The sequence below is a fragment of the Bradyrhizobium sp. CCBAU 21365 genome (assembly GCF_015291305.1).
GTDB classification, from domain to species: domain Bacteria; phylum Pseudomonadota; class Alphaproteobacteria; order Rhizobiales; family Xanthobacteraceae; genus Bradyrhizobium; species Bradyrhizobium elkanii.
On record NZ_CP030036.1, the window covers coordinates 7,530,249 to 7,547,830 of the forward strand.

General features: G+C 65.5%; 14 protein-coding genes. 3 read left to right on the forward strand and 11 right to left on the reverse strand.

Features of this window, described 5'->3' with window-relative positions; translation table 11 throughout:
- Nucleotides 1-146 precede the first annotated feature (146 nt).
- Genes XI02_RS35385 through XI02_RS35395 form a run of 3 tightly spaced genes read right to left on the reverse strand, consistent with a single transcriptional unit; the run spans nucleotide 147 to nucleotide 4,448 of the window.
- Complete coding sequence (locus tag XI02_RS35385) at nucleotides 147-1,760, reverse strand: GMC family oxidoreductase (RefSeq protein WP_172647070.1); 1,614 nt, start codon at nucleotides 1,758-1,760, stop codon at nucleotides 147-149.
- A 59-nt stretch (nucleotides 1,761-1,819) separates the two neighbouring features.
- The gene (locus tag XI02_RS35390) at nucleotides 1,820-3,409 is read right to left on the reverse strand and encodes a bifunctional 3-(3-hydroxy-phenyl)propionate/3-hydroxycinnamic acid hydroxylase (protein WP_172647069.1); all 1,590 of its coding nucleotides are present in this window, start codon (nucleotides 3,407-3,409) and stop codon (nucleotides 1,820-1,822) included.
- A 1-nt stretch (nucleotide 3,410) separates the two neighbouring features.
- Nucleotides 3,411-4,448 (reverse strand): VOC family protein, encoded by a 1,038-nt coding sequence (locus XI02_RS35395; RefSeq protein WP_069277129.1) that lies wholly within the window; start codon nucleotides 4,446-4,448, stop codon nucleotides 3,411-3,413.
- A 224-nt stretch (nucleotides 4,449-4,672) separates the two neighbouring features.
- Here XI02_RS35395 and XI02_RS35400 point away from each other — a divergent pair, with 224 nt between their 5' ends.
- Nucleotides 4,673-6,634 (forward strand): bifunctional diguanylate cyclase/phosphodiesterase, encoded by a 1,962-nt coding sequence (locus XI02_RS35400; RefSeq protein ID WP_069277128.1) that lies wholly within the window; start codon nucleotides 4,673-4,675, stop codon nucleotides 6,632-6,634.
- 37 nt (nucleotides 6,635-6,671) lie between these two features.
- On the opposite strand, the gene XI02_RS35405 is transcribed toward XI02_RS35400, so the two are convergent.
- From XI02_RS35405 to XI02_RS35435, 7 genes are all read right to left on the reverse strand, one after another.
- Nucleotides 6,672-7,664: a PDR/VanB family oxidoreductase gene (locus XI02_RS35405; RefSeq protein WP_172647068.1), complete on the reverse strand. Its 993-nt coding sequence runs from the start codon at nucleotides 7,662-7,664 to the stop codon at nucleotides 6,672-6,674.
- A gap of 12 nt (nucleotides 7,665-7,676) precedes the next feature.
- A complete protein-coding gene (locus XI02_RS35410; RefSeq protein ID WP_172647067.1) occupies nucleotides 7,677-8,429 on the reverse strand; it encodes a GntR family transcriptional regulator in 753 nt (250 codons plus the stop codon).
- 14 nt (nucleotides 8,430-8,443) lie between these two features.
- Nucleotides 8,444-9,475: an aromatic ring-hydroxylating dioxygenase subunit alpha gene (locus tag XI02_RS35415; protein ID WP_245163943.1), complete on the reverse strand. Its 1,032-nt coding sequence runs from the start codon at nucleotides 9,473-9,475 to the stop codon at nucleotides 8,444-8,446.
- 304 nt (nucleotides 9,476-9,779) lie between these two features.
- Nucleotides 9,780-10,769, reverse strand: coding sequence for a DUF2778 domain-containing protein (locus XI02_RS35420; RefSeq protein ID WP_172647065.1), 990 nt, complete (start codon nucleotides 10,767-10,769; stop codon nucleotides 9,780-9,782).
- A 261-nt stretch (nucleotides 10,770-11,030) separates the two neighbouring features.
- Entirely contained in the window at nucleotides 11,031-13,397 is a 2,367-nt protein-coding gene (locus tag XI02_RS35425; protein WP_172647064.1) for a bifunctional diguanylate cyclase/phosphodiesterase, read from the reverse strand.
- Nucleotides 13,398-13,764: 367 nt separating this feature from the next.
- Nucleotides 13,765-14,175, reverse strand: a complete 411-nt coding sequence (locus tag XI02_RS35430) for a DOPA 4,5-dioxygenase family protein (RefSeq protein WP_172647063.1) — start codon at nucleotides 14,173-14,175, stop codon at nucleotides 13,765-13,767.
- A gap of 21 nt (nucleotides 14,176-14,196) precedes the next feature.
- Nucleotides 14,197-14,817, reverse strand: coding sequence for a trans-aconitate 2-methyltransferase (locus tag XI02_RS35435; protein ID WP_069277123.1), 621 nt, complete (start codon nucleotides 14,815-14,817; stop codon nucleotides 14,197-14,199).
- 183 nt (nucleotides 14,818-15,000) lie between these two features.
- On the opposite strand from XI02_RS35435, the gene XI02_RS35440 reads away from it, so the two are divergent.
- Nucleotides 15,001-15,705, forward strand: coding sequence for a hypothetical protein (locus XI02_RS35440; RefSeq protein WP_016846187.1), 705 nt, complete (start codon nucleotides 15,001-15,003; stop codon nucleotides 15,703-15,705).
- A 22-nt stretch (nucleotides 15,706-15,727) separates the two neighbouring features.
- On the opposite strand, the gene XI02_RS35445 is transcribed toward XI02_RS35440, so the two are convergent.
- Nucleotides 15,728-16,381, reverse strand: coding sequence for a PilZ domain-containing protein (locus XI02_RS35445; protein WP_172647062.1), 654 nt, complete (start codon nucleotides 16,379-16,381; stop codon nucleotides 15,728-15,730).
- A gap of 378 nt (nucleotides 16,382-16,759) precedes the next feature.
- On the opposite strand from XI02_RS35445, the gene XI02_RS35450 reads away from it, so the two are divergent.
- A complete protein-coding gene (locus tag XI02_RS35450; RefSeq protein ID WP_194483258.1) occupies nucleotides 16,760-17,572 on the forward strand; it encodes an enoyl-CoA hydratase in 813 nt (270 codons plus the stop codon).
- The last annotated feature ends 10 nt before the right edge of the window (nucleotides 17,573-17,582 follow it).

The window sequence follows — 17,582 nt, forward strand, 5'->3', positions numbered from 1 at the left end:
GAGGAGACCGCGCAGCGGTCGTCTCGAAGGGTCGACGGCCCGGGTCTCGCCACGAGTGAAGAGGGCCGCGCGCCGAAACATCGGGGCCGTCGACCCTTCGAGACGCGCTACGCGCTCCTCAGGGTGACGGACTGAACAACGGCGGGCTACCGCGCATCCTCCAAAATCATGTCCGACGCCTTTTCCGCGATCATGATCGTCGGCGCATTGGTATTGCCCGACATCAGGTCCGGCATGACGGACGCATCGACCACGCGCAGACCTTCGATGCCGCGCACCTTGAGCCGCTGGTCGACCACCGCGAGCGGATCGTTGCCCATCCGGCAGGTCGAGGTCGGATGATAGACCGTGCTGCCGGTGCGCCGGCAGAAATCGAGCAGGTCGTCGTCGCTGACCACCTTGGCGCCGGGATCGACCTCGCCCACTGAATAGGATTTCAGCGCCGGCGCGGCCAGGATCTTGCGCAGGATGCGGATGCCGTCGATGAAGGCGCGGCGATCGGTCTCGGTCGCCAGATAGTTGATGCGGATTTCCGGCGGCACGCCCGGGTCGGCGCTCCTGATCTTCAGCGAACCGCGGCTCTCCGGACGCAGCTGGCAGACCGAGGCTGTGAAGCCCGAGAACGGATGCAGCTTCTCGCCCATCTTGTCGGTCGAGAACGGCAGGAAGTGGATCTGGATGTCGGGCGACGCCAGCCGCGGGCTGGTCTTGAAGAACGCGCCGGAGGTGCCGGCGGCGATCGTCAGCGGCCCCTTGCGCAGCGCCGCATAGCGCAGGCCCGCCATGATGCGGCGTACGGGATGATTGATGACGTCGTTCAGCGTGACGGTCTGCGCGCAGCGCGTGACGATGCGGACCTGCATGTGATCCTGCAGATCGTTGCCGACGCCGGGCGCATCGAGCACGATGTCGATGCCGTGCTGCTTCAACAGATCGGCGGGGCCGACGCCGGAGAGCTGCAACAATTGCGGCGAGTTGTACGCACCGCTCGATACCAGCACCTCCTTGCGCGCCTTGGCCTTGCGCAATTGCCCGTCCTGCTTGTAGGCGACGCCGCTCGCGCGCTTGCCGTCGAACAGGATGCGCTGCGCCAGCGCCGAGGTCTCGACATGAAGATTGCCGCGCGTCAGTGCCGGCCGCAGATAGGACCGCGCCGTCGACGCGCGCCGGCCGCGCCGCGTCGTGGTCTGGAAGAAGCCCGCGCCCTCCTGGGTCGCGCCGTTGAAATCCGGATTGGTGGGAATGCCGACCTCGGCTGCGGCATGCACGAAGGCCTCCGACAGCGGATCGTGATGCCGCCAATCCGACACCGGTAGCGGACCGCCGGCCCCGTGATATGTGTTGGAGCCACGCTGCTGATCCTCCGCCTTTCTGAAATAGGGCAAGACATCGTCATAGCCCCAGCCGGCATTGCCGCGCTGTCGCCAGCGGTCGTAGTCCTCGTGCTGGCCGCGCACATAGAGCAGGCCGTTGATCGAACTGGAGCCGCCGAGCACCTTGCCGCGCGGCTGGAACACCTGCCGGCCGTTGAGGCCGGGCTCCGGCTCGGTCTGATACATCCAGTTGACGGATTTTTCCTTGAACAGCTTGCCGTAGCCGAGCGGGACATGGATCCAGATGTTGCTGTCCTTCGGTCCGGCCTCGAGCAGCAGCACCGAGTGCTTGTCGTCAGCGCTCAGGCGGTTGGCGAGCACGCAGCCGGCCGAGCCGGCGCCGACGATGATGTAATCATACTCCGCCGCATCATTGCTGTTGTTCACTGGTTTCCCCCGGAATTTCTTTCTTCCGGTGGTACAGACAAAGCGGCGGCTTGAAAAGACTAGCGCCCTGCGCTCAGGTTCTGGAGCAGTTGCCCGACAAGCATATTGAGCTCATCGGCGTTCCCTGCGGCGCCGAACACGTAGCGGTCGGGCCGCACGATCACCGCCGCGGCGCCATGTTGCCGCATCCATTCGGCGAACAGCCCGTCGCGCTCCACCACGCTCACGATACCGCCTCGATCGGCACTTTCGCCCGATGTGGCGATGACGACGCGCTCGCCTGACAGACGCTGCCAGGCGCTCGAGGACGCCTCCGACAGCCACGCCATCGGCTCCGCCGCCGTCGTCACGATCGCGAACTCCAACTTCAGCAGATCGTCGAGCCGGCACGTCCGCCCATCCGGCGCGCGCACATGCGGCTGCACGAACAGCCGCCCGGCAAGCGCAGCATCGCGCGCGATCAGGCCGGAGACGAGATCGGGGATGAATTTCTGCCTGATGGTTTCGGCCTTGCCGGCCTTCAGGTCGGCGCGCAGCCGCAGGTCACGTTCGACGGCGGCCACCGGATCGAGCTCGCCGATGATCTTGCCGAACTCCTTGGCGCTGGCGACGACGGCGCGGACATGCGGCTTGCGCTCGATCTCGTAACTGTCGAGCAGCGCATCGCCCGCATCGCCGCGCAGCACAAGGCGGAGCTTCCAGGCCAGGTTCACCGCATCGCGGATACCCGCGCACAGCCCTTGCCCGAGGAACGGCGGCGTCTGGTGCACGGCATCGCCCATCAGCAGCACGCGGCGGTCGCGCCAGCGCTGCCCGAGCAGCGCGTGAAAGCGATAGACCGCCGAGCGCCAGATCGTGAGGTCGGAGATGTCGGTGAAACCCTTGAGCAGCTTCACGACGTTGTCGGGTGCGCCGGCCGCCTCGGGGTCCTCGCCGGGCAGCAACTTGATCTCCCAGCGCCGCAAATTGCGCGGGCCCGGCACGAAGGTGCCGGGACGCGACGGCCGGCAATACTGAAAGCTCTTGGCCGGCCGCCTGGCGGGATCGCTGGTCAGCGTGTCGACCACCATCCACCATTCATCGAAGGCGAGGTCGTCGAGGCCGATGCCGAGCTGCTTGCGGACGAAGCTGTTGGCGCCGTCGCAGCCGACCAGATAGCGCGCGCGGATCAGGAGCTCCTCGCCGGACTCGCGGCGCGCGGTCAGCATCACCGCGCCGTCGTCCTGCTGCAGCGCCACGCCCGTGGCCGCAAGGAAAATATCGGCATGCGGATAGCCTGCGAGCTTGTCGCGCAGCGCCTGCTCGACGTCCGGCTGCACGAAGGTCACGTTCGGAATCCAGCCGAGCGGAAACGGCGGCGGCATCGGGTCGAAGATCTTGATGATCTCGCCGTCGACGCCGAGATAGTGCGAGCCGTTATGCGGGGCGATCGCCTGCTCCATGAAATCGCCGAGCCCGACCGCCTGCAGCACGCGCAGCGCTTCATGATCGAGCGTGATTGCGCGCGGCTTGTCGTAGATGTCGGCAACGCGTTCGACGACTGCGACCCTCAAGCCGGATTTCGCGAGCAGATTGGCGAAGATGGCACCGACCGGCCCGAGGCCGACGATGGCCACGTCATGGATGGGATTGTCGGCTGACAATGACATGCTACTTCGCGAGGTAGCTCTCGAGCGTCAGCGGCTTCGGCTTCATTTGCGGCTCGCGGATCGCGCCACCTTCGAACGGCGTCGCCTCATCGAACCAGGCCTGCCGCGCCGGCAGTCCCCATGGAAACGAGATCTTGTGGTCGGACGGATCCCAGGCGACCGGCTCGTTCTCGATGTCCATGATCTGGTAGTGCGTGTTGAACAGCTCGACGCGATGCCCGTCGGGATCGCGCATGTAGACATACATCGCGTGTCCCGGCCCATGGCGCCCGGGGCCGCGTTCGACGGACGCGCCATAACCGAGCTCGCCGGCGATATCGCAGGCGTTGAGTAGATGATGGACCTCGGGCGCGAGAAACGCGAAATGATGCAGCCGCGGTCCGGCGCCGTTGAAGAACACGATGTCGTGCGGATTGCCTTTGCGCTGCAGGAAGGCGCCGCGCAGATCGAAGGTATCAGCCGGCGCGATATACTCGCTGAGCCGAAAGCCTGCCGCGGTGTAGAACTCGCACGCCTTGCGCACTTCGGGCGTCAGGACCTGGTAGTGATCGAGCCGCAACGCCGAGCCGCCGGCATGGCGGGTGAACTTGGTGATCATGCGCGGCTCGACCGGCATGGTCGCGCAGAACTCCAGCGGCGTGCCGGCCGGATCGGTCGCATGCAGGGTGCGGCCCTGATGCGGCACCTCGGCCCAGGCGGCCCGGCAGCCATGGGCTTCGAAAAAGGCCTTGAGCCGGTCGAGGTCCTCGTCCTGGAAGACCCGCAGGCCGAGCCGCGCACAGGCGGCGCCCTCCCCTTTGCGCAACACAAGGCTGTGATGACAGGCCTCCTCGACGCCGCGGAAATAGAGCGCGCCACCCTCCTCCGCGGTCAGGATCAGCCCGATCACCTTTTCGTAGAACTGCCGGCTCGCCGCGAGATCACGAACGGTCAGGACGACATGGCTGGCCCGCGTAATCCGGAACCCGGGATCGTGGTTCGTGATCGGGAGGCTCATGCGCACCTTCTGGTTCTTGCCGTTCGCGGGAACCCGACTCATTGCGAAAAACCCGCGGGGGATCAAGCAGCGCAGCGTCGGGCAAGCTTTGCCGCTCCGTGACCTCGCATCACGTATTTGTATCGATTTGTTAGCAATGCCCACCGGTGGAACCGAAGGAGGGGCCCGCCGCGGCACGGTCCGTTCCAATAGTTCATAGTTTGTCAAAGGTTTGCAGAGAATTCTTCGCCACTGCGCCATGGCCAATCCGGGCAGGCAACGTAGTGATGCGTACCCATCTGAGATCATATTTCGCGACCCTGTTCGCGGGCGACCTCGCGGCCTTCGGTGCACCGCCGGCGGATGAGGCGCTTGCCGGCCACATCCGCGCCGAACAGGTCTCGCTCGTGCTCGGCTACTCCTTCGGCATCATGCTGGCCAACGCCTGCAACGCGCTGGTGCTCGCGATTGCGCTGTGGCAATCGCCGGACTGGGCCTTTGCGCTGGTGTGGGCGGCCGCGGTCGGCAGCGCGGCGCTGTTCTTCGGCTTGCAGGCGCGGGCAGCGCGCCGCATCGCCAAGCCGCAATTCGTGTCGCGCCGAACCATGTACCGGCTGGTGCGCAATGCGCTGGCGCTCGGGACGGCCTGGGGCGTCGTCCCGGTCGCCTTCTTCGCCAACGCATCGAGCGGCGCCCAGCTCGTCATCACCTGCCTGTGCGCGGGAATGCTGGCCGGCGGCGCCTTCGCGTTCTCCACCATCCCGATCGCCGCGATTGCTTTCACCGCGCCGATCTTCGTCGGCACCGCAATCTGCCTCGGCCGGGACGGCGATTTCGTCTACCTCCTGATGGCGGTGCTGGTCCTGGTCTACGGTTCGGTGCTGCTGCGCGGCGTGTTCGTCAACGCGTTCGAATTCAGGCGGCGGATTATCGCCCAGCACGAGGCCGAACGGACGGTGCGGCAGGATCCGCTGACGCATCTGCCGAACCGCGTCGCCTTCAATGAGGCGCTCAACGGCGCACTGAACCGGCTGGCGCGGTCGGGTGAGGAATTCGCGGTGCTGCTGCTCGATCTCGACCGCTTCAAGGAGGTCAACGACAGGTTCGGCCATCCGGCAGGCGACGAGTTCCTGGTGCAGGTGGCGGCCCGGTTGCAGCGCTGCACCCGCGCGGCCGAACATGTCGCACGGATCGGCGGCGACGAGTTCGCCCTGATCATGTCGAATCTGACGCGGCCCGAGGATGCGCTGGCGATCGCCGAACGGTTCGTCGCGGCCTTTGCCGAGCCGTTCCCGATCGACGGGCTGGAGGTCAACCGCACGATCAGCATCGGCATCGTGCTGGCGCCGCGGGACGGCAGCACGTCCCACGACCTGCTCAAGCATGTCGACATCGCGCTTTACCGGGCGAAGAAATCCGCTCCCGGCACCATCTGCTTCTTCGAGGCCAGCGACGACCGGTCGGCGCGCGACCGCCGCGCGCTGCAGCGGGATCTCGAGCATGCCATCGAGGCGGACGAGCTGTTTCTCGTCTACCAGCCGTTCCTCGACATCCGCAAAGGCCGCGTCACCGGCTTCGAGGCACTGCTGCGCTGGCAGCATCCGACGCGCGGCCTGATCCCGCCGACCGTCTTCATCCCGATCGCCGAGGAAAGCGGACTGATCCACCAACTCGGCGAGTGGGTGATCCGCCGCGCCTGCGCGATGCTGTCGCGCTGGCCGGACGACATCCGGATCGCGGTCAATTTCTCCGCGGTCCAGTTCCAGAACGTCGGCATCCTGCAGACGATCGTCGACGCGCTGGCCGAGGCGAACGTCGCGCCGAACCGTCTCGAGATCGAGATCACCGAGTCGATGCTGATCTCGAAATATGGATCGGCACCCGCGATCCTGCACGCGCTGCTCGAACTCGGCCTGACGGTTGCGCTCGACGATTTCGGCACCGGCTTCTCGTCGCTGACCTATCTGCGCAAGCTGCCGTTCAGCCGCATCAAGATCGATCAATCCTTCATCCGGGACATGCTGACCCAGCCGGATTGCGCCGCGATCGTCAAATCGGTGATCGGCCTCGCGCAGGAGCTGCGGATCGGCGTGGTGGCCGAAGGCGTCGAGACCGCGGATCAGCTCGAATATCTGCGCCAGACCAGCTGCGACGAGGTCCAGGGCTATCTGATCGGGCGGCCGATGTCAGGCAGCGAGATTTCCGCACTGCTCGATCACAATCCGCAGCACTCGGTGCACGCGGCGTAGCCCTGATCGAACGCCGCCCGAGCGCCGCTCGGTTGGGTCAGAGCGCGTCCGACCGATGCAGGGTGTCGACCGTGATGGTGCCGCGGGCACGCGAGACGCAGGCGCAGATCTTGCGACTCTCCTGCTTCTGGTGATCACTGAAGAAGACGTCGCGATGGTCGATTTCGCCGTCGACATCGACCACGTCGAGCGCGCAGACGCCGCATTCGCCGCGCCGACAGTCGCTCATCACCTCATGGCCGGCTTCGTTGAGCACGTCCAGCATCGACCGGTCGCGCGGGATGACGAACTCGGTCCCCAGTTCGGTGCCTTGGCCCCTGAGCCGCACGCGGAACGGCTCGGTCGGCAGCAGCCCGCTCGATCCGAAGGTCTCGTAGCGCAAATCGGAGAGTGGGCGGCCGGATGCCTCCCAGGCGCGCCGCGCCGCGTCCAGCATCCGCATAGGGCCGCAGAACAACGTCATCGTGTGCTGCGGCAACCCCTCGAAGACGCCGTCGAGGTCGAGCCGCCCGCCCTCGTCGCCGGCATGAACGGTGAGGCGGTCGCCGAGCGCACGCTCAAGCGCGTCGAGATAGACCGCATCGCCGCGCGTGCGCACGGCATAGTGCAGCGTCACGGCGGCGTCGTGGCGGGCGAGCGCCTGCGCCGCACCGACGATCGGCGTGATGCCGATGCCGCCCGCGATCAGGCAATACTGCCGCCGCGTCCAGTCGAGCTGCACCAGCGAGGTCGGCAGCGTGATGTTGAGCCGCGCCCCCGGCGCGAGCGACCACATGTAGCGCGAGCCGCCGCGGGAATCCGCTGCGCGCCGAACTGCGATCCGGTAACCCTGCGGATCGGCTTCGCCGACCAGCGAATAGGAGCGGGTCTGCGGCTGGCCTTCGATGGTGACGCCGACGTCGATATGGCTGCCGATCGGATAGGGCGCACCCGCAAAGTTATCCGGCCGCAGCAGGAATTCACGGATGCCGGGCGTGAGGTCGCGCACGGCGAGCAGCGTAGCGGATGTCCAGGTCTCGATGAATCGCATGGCGTTCTCCGCTCAGCCGGCTGCCGAATTGATCAATGCCAGCGCCGGCAGCAGATCGAGATGGCTGCGGTTGCGCAGCGCCAGCCGCAGATTGCGTGCCGCAAGCCGGGCATGCTCGCGCATGATCGCCTCGGCGCGCGCGCCCTCGCGGTTCTCGATCGCGTCGACCACAATGCGATGGTGATCCTGCGCGATCAGCAGGATCTGGCGCGCCTCGGGCAAGGCCGATTGCGCCATCACGAAGCCGCTCGGCGAGGCGAATGGCAGCGCCGAGGCGCGGTCGATCTGCCGGATCAGCGGCGGGCTGCGCGACAGCTCGGTGAGCAACGCGTGGAAGCGCGCGTTGAGCGCGACATAGGACGAAAAGGCTTCGACCGAAATCGGATCCTGCCGCACCAGGCCGTCGATCTCGTTGAGGCATTCCTTCAGCGGTTCGAGATCGCGCGACGAGACGCCGCGCTCGGCGGCGAAGCGCGCGGCCAGGCCCTCCAGCGTGCCGCGCAGCTCGATCGAATCGAGAATGTCGCGCTCGGAAAACGCCTTGACCATGAAGCCGCCGGAAGGGATCGCCTCCAGGAGGCCTTCCTCTTCCAGCCGGACCAGCGCCATCCGCACCGGCGTGCGCGATACCCCGGTGAACTCGACCGCCTGCAGTTCCGAGATGCGCTCGCCGGGCCGCAGGCCGCCGGAGAGAACGAGGTCACGCAGCGCAAGCTGCGCCCGCACGGTCTGCGACACTGAACGATCGATTTCGCGTTCCGCCATGGCTCGCCCCTTGCCTACTCGGCAGCCTGCAGCTGCGGCGGCGGATTTTCCTTCGCCACCATGCGGTCAATGACGCGACGCGCCCACATTGCGCCGGCGTCGATGTTGAGATTGTAGAACACCCGGTCCGGATTCTCGTCCATCGCGCGCTGCTGCGCTTCCAGGATGATCTCGTCCTCATGGAAGATGCCGGCGACGCCGTCGCGGATTTCCGAGGTCAGCCGCTGCTCGGTGATGCGGTGATTGCGGACGAAGGCCCAGAAATAATGGCAGGTCTTCTCGGTCTCGGGCGTGATCGTGTTCAGCACATAGCCGTTGACGCCCTGCGAACGATCGCCCTCCGGCGCGCCCGAACCAGCCGGCGCGACGCCGACGTCGATGTTGACGGTGCACGGCGCTTCGAAGCGGATGATCTGCCAGCGATCGACCGGGCCCGGCTTCTGCAGCTGCTTGGCCCAGAACGGCGGCGCCTCGATGCCCTTCATCCAGCGCGTCACGGTGACCGTCTTCTCGCCGTGGGTGACGTCGAACGGCGCCTCGGCGACCGCATCATTGCCGATGCTCGAGCCGTGCACGAAGGTCTCGTGCGTCAGGTCCATCAGATTGTCGACGACGAGGCGATAGTCGCATTTGACGTGAATGGTCTTGCCGTCGCCAGCCCAGGCCGGATCGTGGTTCCAGTGCATCTCGGGCACCAGCGCGGGATCGGCTAGCGCGGGATCGCCCATCCAGAGCCATATGAAGCGGTGGCGCTCGACGACGGGATAGGCGCGCACGCAGGCCGATGGATTGATCGTCTCCTGCGAGGGCATGAAGGTGCAGCGGCCCTGCGCATTGTATTTCAGGCCGTGATAGCCGCAGACCACGGCATCGCCGTCGAGCCGGCCCTTGGAGAGCGGCACGAGGCGATGCCAGCAGGCATCCTCCAGCGCCACCACCTCGCCGTCGCCCTTCCGGTACATCACGACATGCTTGCCGCAGATCGTCCGCGGCAACAGCGCGTGCTTGATCTCGGCATCCCAGCCGGCCGCGTACCACGCGTTCATTGGAAAGGGTTTTGGCACTGGTCCGCCTCTGAGCGTCTATGGATACGTTATGTATACATCATATCCGAAAAATAGGCAATTATGAGGTATCGAGGTATCAATGTCCGATTTTCAGTATACAAAACTGCATCGTATCGACGGAGACAATCAAGCCGGCGCCGCCCCTAGGGAGAACTGGCGACGACGTGGCGCGATTTTCCGAGACGATGGGAGAAGCGGCTAGGCCGCGCTGGAGGCGGTCAGCGGATCGAAGGCTGGACTCTTCAAGAGCCTGCGCAATTTGCCGGAGGCGCCGGCGGTCGGCTTACGAGTTCGACGCCGCGCGGGTCGAGGCCGACTGGACATCCTTGATGTTGATGACGACGGCGATGCGCTTGACCGTGCCGCTGCGGTAGGCCTGCAGGAACTTGTCGTAGTGCTTGACCGAGATGCAGCCGTTGGAGTCGCCGTTCGGCCCGAGCATGTAGCTGTGGACCAAGAGGCCAACGCGCCCGAAGGTGTCGCTGCCATCGACCGGGGTCATGCGCAGCGCGGGCACGCCGTGGAACAACTTCTCGCGCGGCTTCATCTCATAGATGCCGGGCGGCGTCGCACCGGCGTTGCGGGCATTCACATGCGCGGGATCGTCGAGCAGATTGCCGAGGCCTGAATGCGCCTCGAACTTGGTACCGTCGGGCATGTACACGATGCGGCCGGTGATGTCGTAGACGGCCGTGGTGCTGTCATAACCGAGCTTGCCGAGATCTGGGCTCGGACCGGACAACAATCCATCATTCGGATCGAGCGAGGCCAGCTGCAGCTTGCCCGGCATCATGTCGGCAACCTTCTGCAGGAACGTCCGGTTGTCGCCCTGCTGCACCGGCGGCTGTGGCGGCGGCGGCTGATCGTTACGTGCAAGCAGATTGGCCTCCGCCGGCCGCGACCGCGGCATCGGCACGGTGGACGTCGTCGCCGTGGTCGTGGCAGCGACGGACGCCGTCGCCGACTGGCTGGTCGGCAGTTCGGTCTGCGTGTCGCGCAGCTGGCCGGCCAGCGCGTCCTCGATCTGGCCGAACTCGGAATTGAAATCGCCGCGGCTCGAACGGAACCCGCGACGCAGTGGATAATAGAGTGAGGCCGAATTGATCGTGGAGCGAGAGCCGAAGCGATCGTCGAAGTTCAGCGAGGCGGTGGTGTTGGCGAGCGCCGGACCGTGAAGCCATGCGGTGGGGTCGATGCCGACCATCCAGGCGGCAAGGCCAGACGACAGGGCAAGCGCGCTCACGGCAAACGCCGTGCTGCCCACCAGAGACATGCCGCGGCTCGACTTACGCCGGGCAGGTTTCGTCGTTCGTTGACCCATCAATCCCCAAGTTCGGTGCTCTGGGGCCTGTTACCCGGCCCACCGGGATTCACCGATCACTCATCATATCAGGGAATTAGAGTAAGGCATAATCGAGACGAAGCCGACAACGAGAGGTTTTTTAAACGTTTTTCGGATGGAAAGTGCCAGAGAATCAGCCTTGGGCGGTCTGAATTGACCGAAAAGGTCCCGATTCGGGACGATTTCAACGGCTCAAGCGATCTTTTCTTCCCAGAGGGTGAGCACCGGAACCGGCTTTCCGATGGCGTAACCCTGGGCGTAGTCGACCCCGATCTGGCGCAGCTCGTCCAGGATCGCAAGGTTCTCGACGAATTCCGCGACCACCTGCTTCTGCATGATCTTCGCGGTCTTGGTGATCATCTCGACCATCGCCCGATCGACCTTGCTGTTCGAGATCTCCTTCACGAACGAACCGTCGATCTTGATGATGTCGACCGGCAGGTGCTTCAGATAGGCGATCGAGGACATGCCGGTGCCGAAATCGTCGAGCGAGAAGCCGCAGCCGATCTCGCGCAGCCGCGCGATGAACTTCTGCGCCTCGTCGAGGTTCGAGATTGCGCTGGTCTCGGTGATCTCGAAACACACCGATGCCGGCGAAACGTCGAGCTGTGCGAACAGCCCGGCGACGAAGTCGACGAAGTCGCTGTCGCCGATGGTGGCGCCGGACAGGTTGATGGCGTAGCTGGCAATCTTGCGCGGCTGGTGCTTGCGCTCGGCGATGATCTCGAAGGCGCGGCGAACCACCCAGCGGTCGATCAGCGGCATCAGCCCGTAGCGTTCGGCGGCGGGCAGGAAACTGCCGGGCGGCACCAGCGCGCCGCTCTCGTCGCGCAGGCGCAGCAAGAGCTCGCGCCGGTCGTTGCCTTTCAGCGCGCCGTTCACCGGGCGGATCTCCTGCTCGTAGAGGCAGAAGCGCCCCTCATCGAGTCCCTTGCGAATGCGATTGACCCAGCTCATCTCGGCAACACGCACGGCCATGCCGGTGTCGGACGGGCGGTGCTCCTGGACGCGGTTGCGTCCCTTGTCCTTGGCAAGGAAACAGGCGACGTCGGCAAGCCGCAACGCGTCCTGCACGCCGGCGCTGTCGGCCAGCCCGACCAGGCCGATGCTCGCGCTGATCCGGAAGCTCGACCCCTCATAGACGAAGTTCGACTGCTCGATCACCGCCCTGATCCGCTCCGCGACGTCGGCCGCGACGTCGTGCGTCGCGGAGCCGTCCTCATGCAGCAGAATGCCGAACTCGTCGCCGCCAAGACGCGCGACAAGGCCGCTGCCGCCGACTTCGGCCGCCAGCAGCCTCGCCACCTGCTTCAGCAACCGGTCGCCTGCCATGTGGCCGCAGGTGTCGTTGACGATCTTGAACTGATCGAGATCGATCAGCATCAGGTCGGCGCCCATGGCCGGCGAGCCCGACATCGCCTTGTGCAGTTCGAACTCGAACTGCCGCCGGTTGGCAAGGCCGGTGAGCGCGTCATGCGAGGCAGCCCACGCCAATTCCTCGACCAGCCGCCGCTCGGCGGTCATGTCGTGAATGATCATGACGCGGCCCGCCGGTTCTCCGGCATGCACGATCGGGGTCTCGACCACCGAGACCGGCACGCTGGAATGGTCCGGCCGCACCAATAGCTGCGGCCGGCTTTCGTCGTCGGCGTCGAACGATCCGCGCACCGGCTGCTCGGCAATGTTGAACAGCGACGCCAGCGGCCGTCCCGTCACCTCCTGCCCTGCCGCGATGAGCCGCTGCGCGGCGGTATTCATGTAGTCGACCCGATCGTCCTGCGTCATCACGATGACGGCGTCGCCGATCGACGCCAGCGTGAGCTGGGCGCGTTCCTTCTCGACCGCGAGTGCGGTCTCGGCAAGCCAGCGCCGCCACAGCATCCGCCGCGTGTGGACCAGCACGATGCCGGCAAGGCAGGCCGCGATCACGAGGTTGACCAGCAGCAGCAGCGCGGAGACCTGGCGCGACGCCTTGCCCAGATGATCGGAGAAATCGACCGCAAGCGTGCTCAGCGCGGCGTCCACCACACCGATCCGCTCGGCCCAGTGCCTGATGGTCGCAGCCGACGGATCGTGCAGCGCGACGTCGTTCGCAGCCTCGTTCCGGATTTCAATCAGCTGATCGAGCAGCGCATCCGAATTGCGCCATGCCGTCACCGCGCCGGCCACGTGGTGCATCTTGCGGAAATATTTGAACAGCCAGATCAGGCCGCCGATGTCGTCATCATGATTGCCTGCCCTGGCGAAGCCGGCCCTCGCCACGGCGTCATTGTTGCCGGGCGATTCCAGGGCGCGCCGCGCCGTACGATCGGCCAGCGGCACCGCGATCGCGGCATCGAACTTCTGCAGATAGAGCGGCGCGCCGGTGCTGACATAGGTCTGCAGGTCGTGAATGGCATCCTTCTGTCCCTTCGACCACATGCTTTCGCCGGCCACATAGGCCCTGACCGCAGACATCACCTGCAGGCTGCCGGCAGACAGGCCGCCCAGCAGCAGCACGATGGCCAGCAGAGGTCCAACCACCCGCCACAGTGCCCAGCTTCGAAACGAAAAGAACATGCCCAATGCGCCCAACCCTCAAATTCATCGGGTAAGCGTAGGAACCGTGACTTAACCTCACGTTGCAAAACGCGATGAGTTTGAAACGACTCGGCTGCGGCACAATTGCGTCAAACTTTACCCATTCCGGATAACCTCAGGGCAATTGCATATGGAAAGAAATCTGTCGGGCAACGTCCTCGCGGCCATCCTTCGAGACGCCTGCCTTCGGCGGGCTCCTCAGGATGAGGATCTTGTTTGCGGCACAATAGTAGACCCTCATGGTGAGGAGCGCCGCTTGCGGCGCGTCTCGAACCACGAGGCCGAGTTACTTCCACAGCCGCCGAAGGGTCACATGCGATTGCCCTGCGGCCAACCCGGAGGACGCTCACGGGTGCAGTGTCGGCGACGTGTTCGGCGCCGGCGCCTGCTCCATCTCGGCCTCTTCGGGCAGCTTGTCGGCATGGACGGCGAGCGGCGTGCCGATCCAGAGCGGATCGTCGTGGTGGTCGCGGCGCGGATTGGTGGTGTTGGGATGGACCAGGATGCTCAGGCTGCCGTGGTTCAGCATCAGCCACGGCACGAGGGTCGGAAACAGCTCGGCCGCAAACGCCACCTGATACATCGCCTGATCGTGCGGGCCGACCTTGACGTCGTGCCAGCGTCCGAGCGTGACCAGGAAGCGCTCGCCGATCCAGTTGCGCAGCCGTTCCGCCTCGCCCCGGCTGGTCGCGGGGTCGTAATAGACATGGGCGTGAAAGCTGGCGATCTCGCCGATCGTCCGTGGCGCGTCCGTCATCTCAGCTCTCCTTCTGGCCGGTCATTTGCGCCGCAGCACACTGAACTGGAACGACTGCGTCGCGCCCCAGGGCGTGACGTGCCGATGCGGCTCGTCTGCAATCAACTCGAATGCCGGACCAATGGTCCTGCTGAGCGTCGCGGGATCATAGCGCTGCACCGGCAGGCCGCTGCACTTCTCCGGGCCGTCCAGCGCGAAGGTGCCGATCACGGCGTGACCACCTGCCTTCACGCCGCGATGCAGCCGGTCGAGATAGGCCGCGCGGTCTGGCTCCTCGACCAGGAAGTGAAACGCCGCACGATCGTGCCAGATGTCGAAGGCTCGCTGCGGCTGCCAGACCGTCGCATCATCAGCAACCCAGCGCACCCTATCGCCCGGTGTGCCGATCCGTTCCCGCGCACTCGCCAGCGCCGCTTCGGAGAGGTCGAGCACCGTCAGATCGTGGAAACCGCCCGCAAGCAACGCATCGACGAGGCGCGAGGCCCCGCCGCCGATGTCGATGATCGACGCGTCGCGGCCCGGTGCGATCGATTCGATCAGACGCAGCGATGGCTGCGGATCGGCCTGCGACCAACTCACCTGCTGCTCTCCCTTGGTCAGATAGACGGTCTGCCAATGCGATTGCCGATCAGAAGCGGTCATGGCGATAGGTCCCGAAAGCGGCAACAACCTGCGTTGCGCCATTAACCATCAGCTAGGCGCGGCGGTCTCTCGCGTCAACCGGCAGCGGCGGGCACGCACGGCGGCGCAGCAGCAAATGCCGCATTTGCTTCGCCGCATTTTCCAACTAACCTGATGGCCGGGTTGAGATCAGGGCGTCCGGGGATGGCCAACTTCGGCTGGACACGCGGCAACAAGCCTGCACAAGCGGAGGACGCCGCCAGCGACTTGCGCGGCCTTACCGATCCATTGGCGTTTCTCGCCGCGCTCGACAAGGTGGTCCCGCGCTATCTCGATCTCGCCGACAATGGCGTGCTGGTCTATCCGGCCTGCAAACGCAAGTCCGGCGATCTGCTCGGCGACATCGGTGCGATCTGGGAGCACACGCGGCTTGAAGCGATGCGCTATGTCCCGATGGTGCCGCGGCAGGACATCTCGCTGCTGGTCGATCCGGCCCGCCAGGCGGAGATGATCGATGCTTTCCTGCGCCAGCGCGCGCACGACAAGACCGTCGTCGATTTCACCGGCACTGCGATCGAAGACTACGGGATCGCGATCTACGCTGGCCTGAACTGGCTGAACCATTGCGGCGCCCTCGTGGGCGCCGATCCGCAAAAGTTCTCCGGCACATTGCGGAGCTTCCGCAGGGTCATGGTGGTCGCCCAGCAGTGGTGGGCGATCGACGGCGCGGCCGAGCGCTGCCGGCAGCTGCTCGAAGCGCGCGAACGGCCGCCGCTGGTGTTCTTCCTGCTGTGGGCCGAATGCACCAATTTGGCGCGGGAGATCGCGATCGCGGCGGCCGGTCCGAATGCAACCGAGGACACTATCTCGCGGATGCGCGCGGCCGAAGATCCGGAACAGCTGACCTAGGGAAGCCGGCGGAGTCCACCCGTCAGGCGACAGGGTCCGCGTCGGCGGACGCCAGCTGCAATTCCTTTGACTTGCGCGAGATCAGGCGAGCCAGCTCGCTCTGCTTGTAGGTCTCGACGAACTTGATGGCGAAGCCGCTCGGCAGATGCCGGACCACGCGGCCGACGCAGGCGCCGATCGCCAGCGGCATGCCGATCGGCGGCTGCGCCTCGGAGGAGACCGCCGCGCCGGACAGCGACATGTCGATGATGAAGCAGCTCTGCATGGTGCCGTCCGCCAGCGTCAACATGGCATGCGGCGCGACCGGAACGAAACGCGGGTTGTTGCGCGCCTCGCGGATGCTCGGATCCTTTTGCTTCTTCTCGATCCAGGTCAGCTTGTCGGCGAACTTCTCACGCATGGCATGCGTCATCTCGAGCTCGAGCAGGAAGCTGCCGCTCATGGTGTCGGTGATGCAGCCGTCGAACTTGCCGAACTCCTCGAAATACGAGGTCAGCCGGTCGCCGACCTTGCCGACGACGGGCACGTCCACGATCATCCGGAACGGCGAGACGCGCGTGGTGCGGCAGGCGAAGGTGCGCAATTTCCCCTGCGCGTCGTACCAGTTCGGCAACGTGTAGCTGCCGTTGACGGTGATCTTGACCGCGCGTTGCTTGAGAAACTTTTCGACGGACACGACTGAACCTCGCCCGAGGCGATGTGAGTGCACGGAGGGCTGGATTGGCCGGCTTCACTGCCGGTCCGGTGGTGGGGAAGTTCGCTACCGACGCGATGGCAGCGAGGGGCTGCGGCACGCATCCCAGCGCGTGGCGGAATGGTCCTGGCGCGCAGGTGCGTACAGCCATACCGTCGAAAAACTAGCAAAAAGTTAAACCGGGACGGAGTGCGGGCGGCGCACTCTATGGCGCAACCGTTTCGCGTCGGTTTATTTTGCGAACCGTACAACTACCGGGAGAGTTGCCGCCCGGCAATGCAATCGCGCCGTGCTCCAAACCGCCTGCCCCGGCTGTCGGCCGGGTGCTAGCCTTCGCCGAAATCAGACCGGACCCCTCATATGCTAAACATGTCGAACAAATCGCTTGCCGACGGCAAGATCCTGCAAGACGTCGTCGACGGCGTCGGCGTCATCACCTTCAACAATCCCGACAAGCGCAATGCGATGTCGCTGGAGATGTGGGAGGGGCTCGGCGAGGCGCTGACGACGTTGCGCGACGATCCGGCCGTCCGCGTCGTGATCCTGGTCGGCGCCGGCGACAAGGCTTTCGTATCGGGCGCCGATATCAGCCAGTTCGAGAAGACCAGGCACAACGCCGAGGCTTCCGAGGAATATTCACGGCGCAGCGCCGCCCAGCGCGCCCTGCTCGCCGACTATCCGAAGCCGACCATCGCCTGCATCCGCGGCTTCTGCCTCGGCGGCGGCATGCAGGTCGCGATGCTGACCGATATCCGCATCTCCGGCTCGAGCGGCCAGTTCGGCATTCCCGCCGCCAAGCTCGGCATCGCCTATGGCTATGACGGGCTGCGCCATCTGGTGTCGCTGGTCGGCCCGTCCTGGGCGGGGCTGATCATGTATACCGGCATGCGGATCGACTCCGCCGAGGCGCTGCGGATCGGCCTCGTCGATCGCGTGCTGCCGGACGCCGAACTCTGGGACGCGACCATGGAGATCGCGCGCACCATTTCGGGCAACGCGCCTCTGGCGATCAAGGCCGCCAAGATCACCATCGCGCAGGCGCTGAAGGATCCCGCCGATCGCGACATGGCCGCGATCAAGCAGATCGGCATCGAATGCATGGACAGCGCGGACTTCCGTGAAGGTCGCAGCGCCTTCATGGAGAAGCGCAAGCCGCAGTTCAAGGGCCGGTAGCGGCGTCCTC

Bases quoted from the DNA above. Each gene is read 5' to 3' on its own strand.
- XI02_RS35390 (WP_172647069.1), bottom strand. From the start codon at position 3,409: ATGTCATTGTCAGCCGACAATCCCATCCATGACGTGGCCATCGTCGGC.
- XI02_RS35395 (WP_069277129.1), bottom strand. From the start codon at position 4,448: ATGAGTCGGGTTCCCGCGAACGGCAAGAACCAGAAGGTGCGCATGAGC.
- XI02_RS35400 (WP_069277128.1), top strand. From the start codon at position 4,673: ATGCGTACCCATCTGAGATCATATTTCGCGACCCTGTTCGCGGGCGAC.
- XI02_RS35405 (WP_172647068.1), bottom strand. From the start codon at position 7,664: ATGCGATTCATCGAGACCTGGACATCCGCTACGCTGCTCGCCGTGCGC.
- XI02_RS35410 (WP_172647067.1), bottom strand. From the start codon at position 8,429: ATGGCGGAACGCGAAATCGATCGTTCAGTGTCGCAGACCGTGCGGGCG.
- XI02_RS35415 (WP_245163943.1), bottom strand. From the start codon at position 9,475: ATGAACGCGTGGTACGCGGCCGGCTGGGATGCCGAGATCAAGCACGCG.
- XI02_RS35420 (WP_172647065.1), bottom strand. From the start codon at position 10,769: ATGTCTCTGGTGGGCAGCACGGCGTTTGCCGTGAGCGCGCTTGCCCTG.
- XI02_RS35425 (WP_172647064.1), bottom strand. From the start codon at position 13,397: ATGTTCTTTTCGTTTCGAAGCTGGGCACTGTGGCGGGTGGTTGGACCT.
- XI02_RS35430 (WP_172647063.1), bottom strand. From the start codon at position 14,175: ATGACGGACGCGCCACGGACGATCGGCGAGATCGCCAGCTTTCACGCC.
- XI02_RS35435 (WP_069277123.1), bottom strand. From the start codon at position 14,817: ATGACCGCTTCTGATCGGCAATCGCATTGGCAGACCGTCTATCTGACC.
- XI02_RS35440 (WP_016846187.1), top strand. From the start codon at position 15,001: ATGGCCAACTTCGGCTGGACACGCGGCAACAAGCCTGCACAAGCGGAG.
- XI02_RS35450 (WP_194483258.1), top strand. From the start codon at position 16,760: ATGCTAAACATGTCGAACAAATCGCTTGCCGACGGCAAGATCCTGCAA.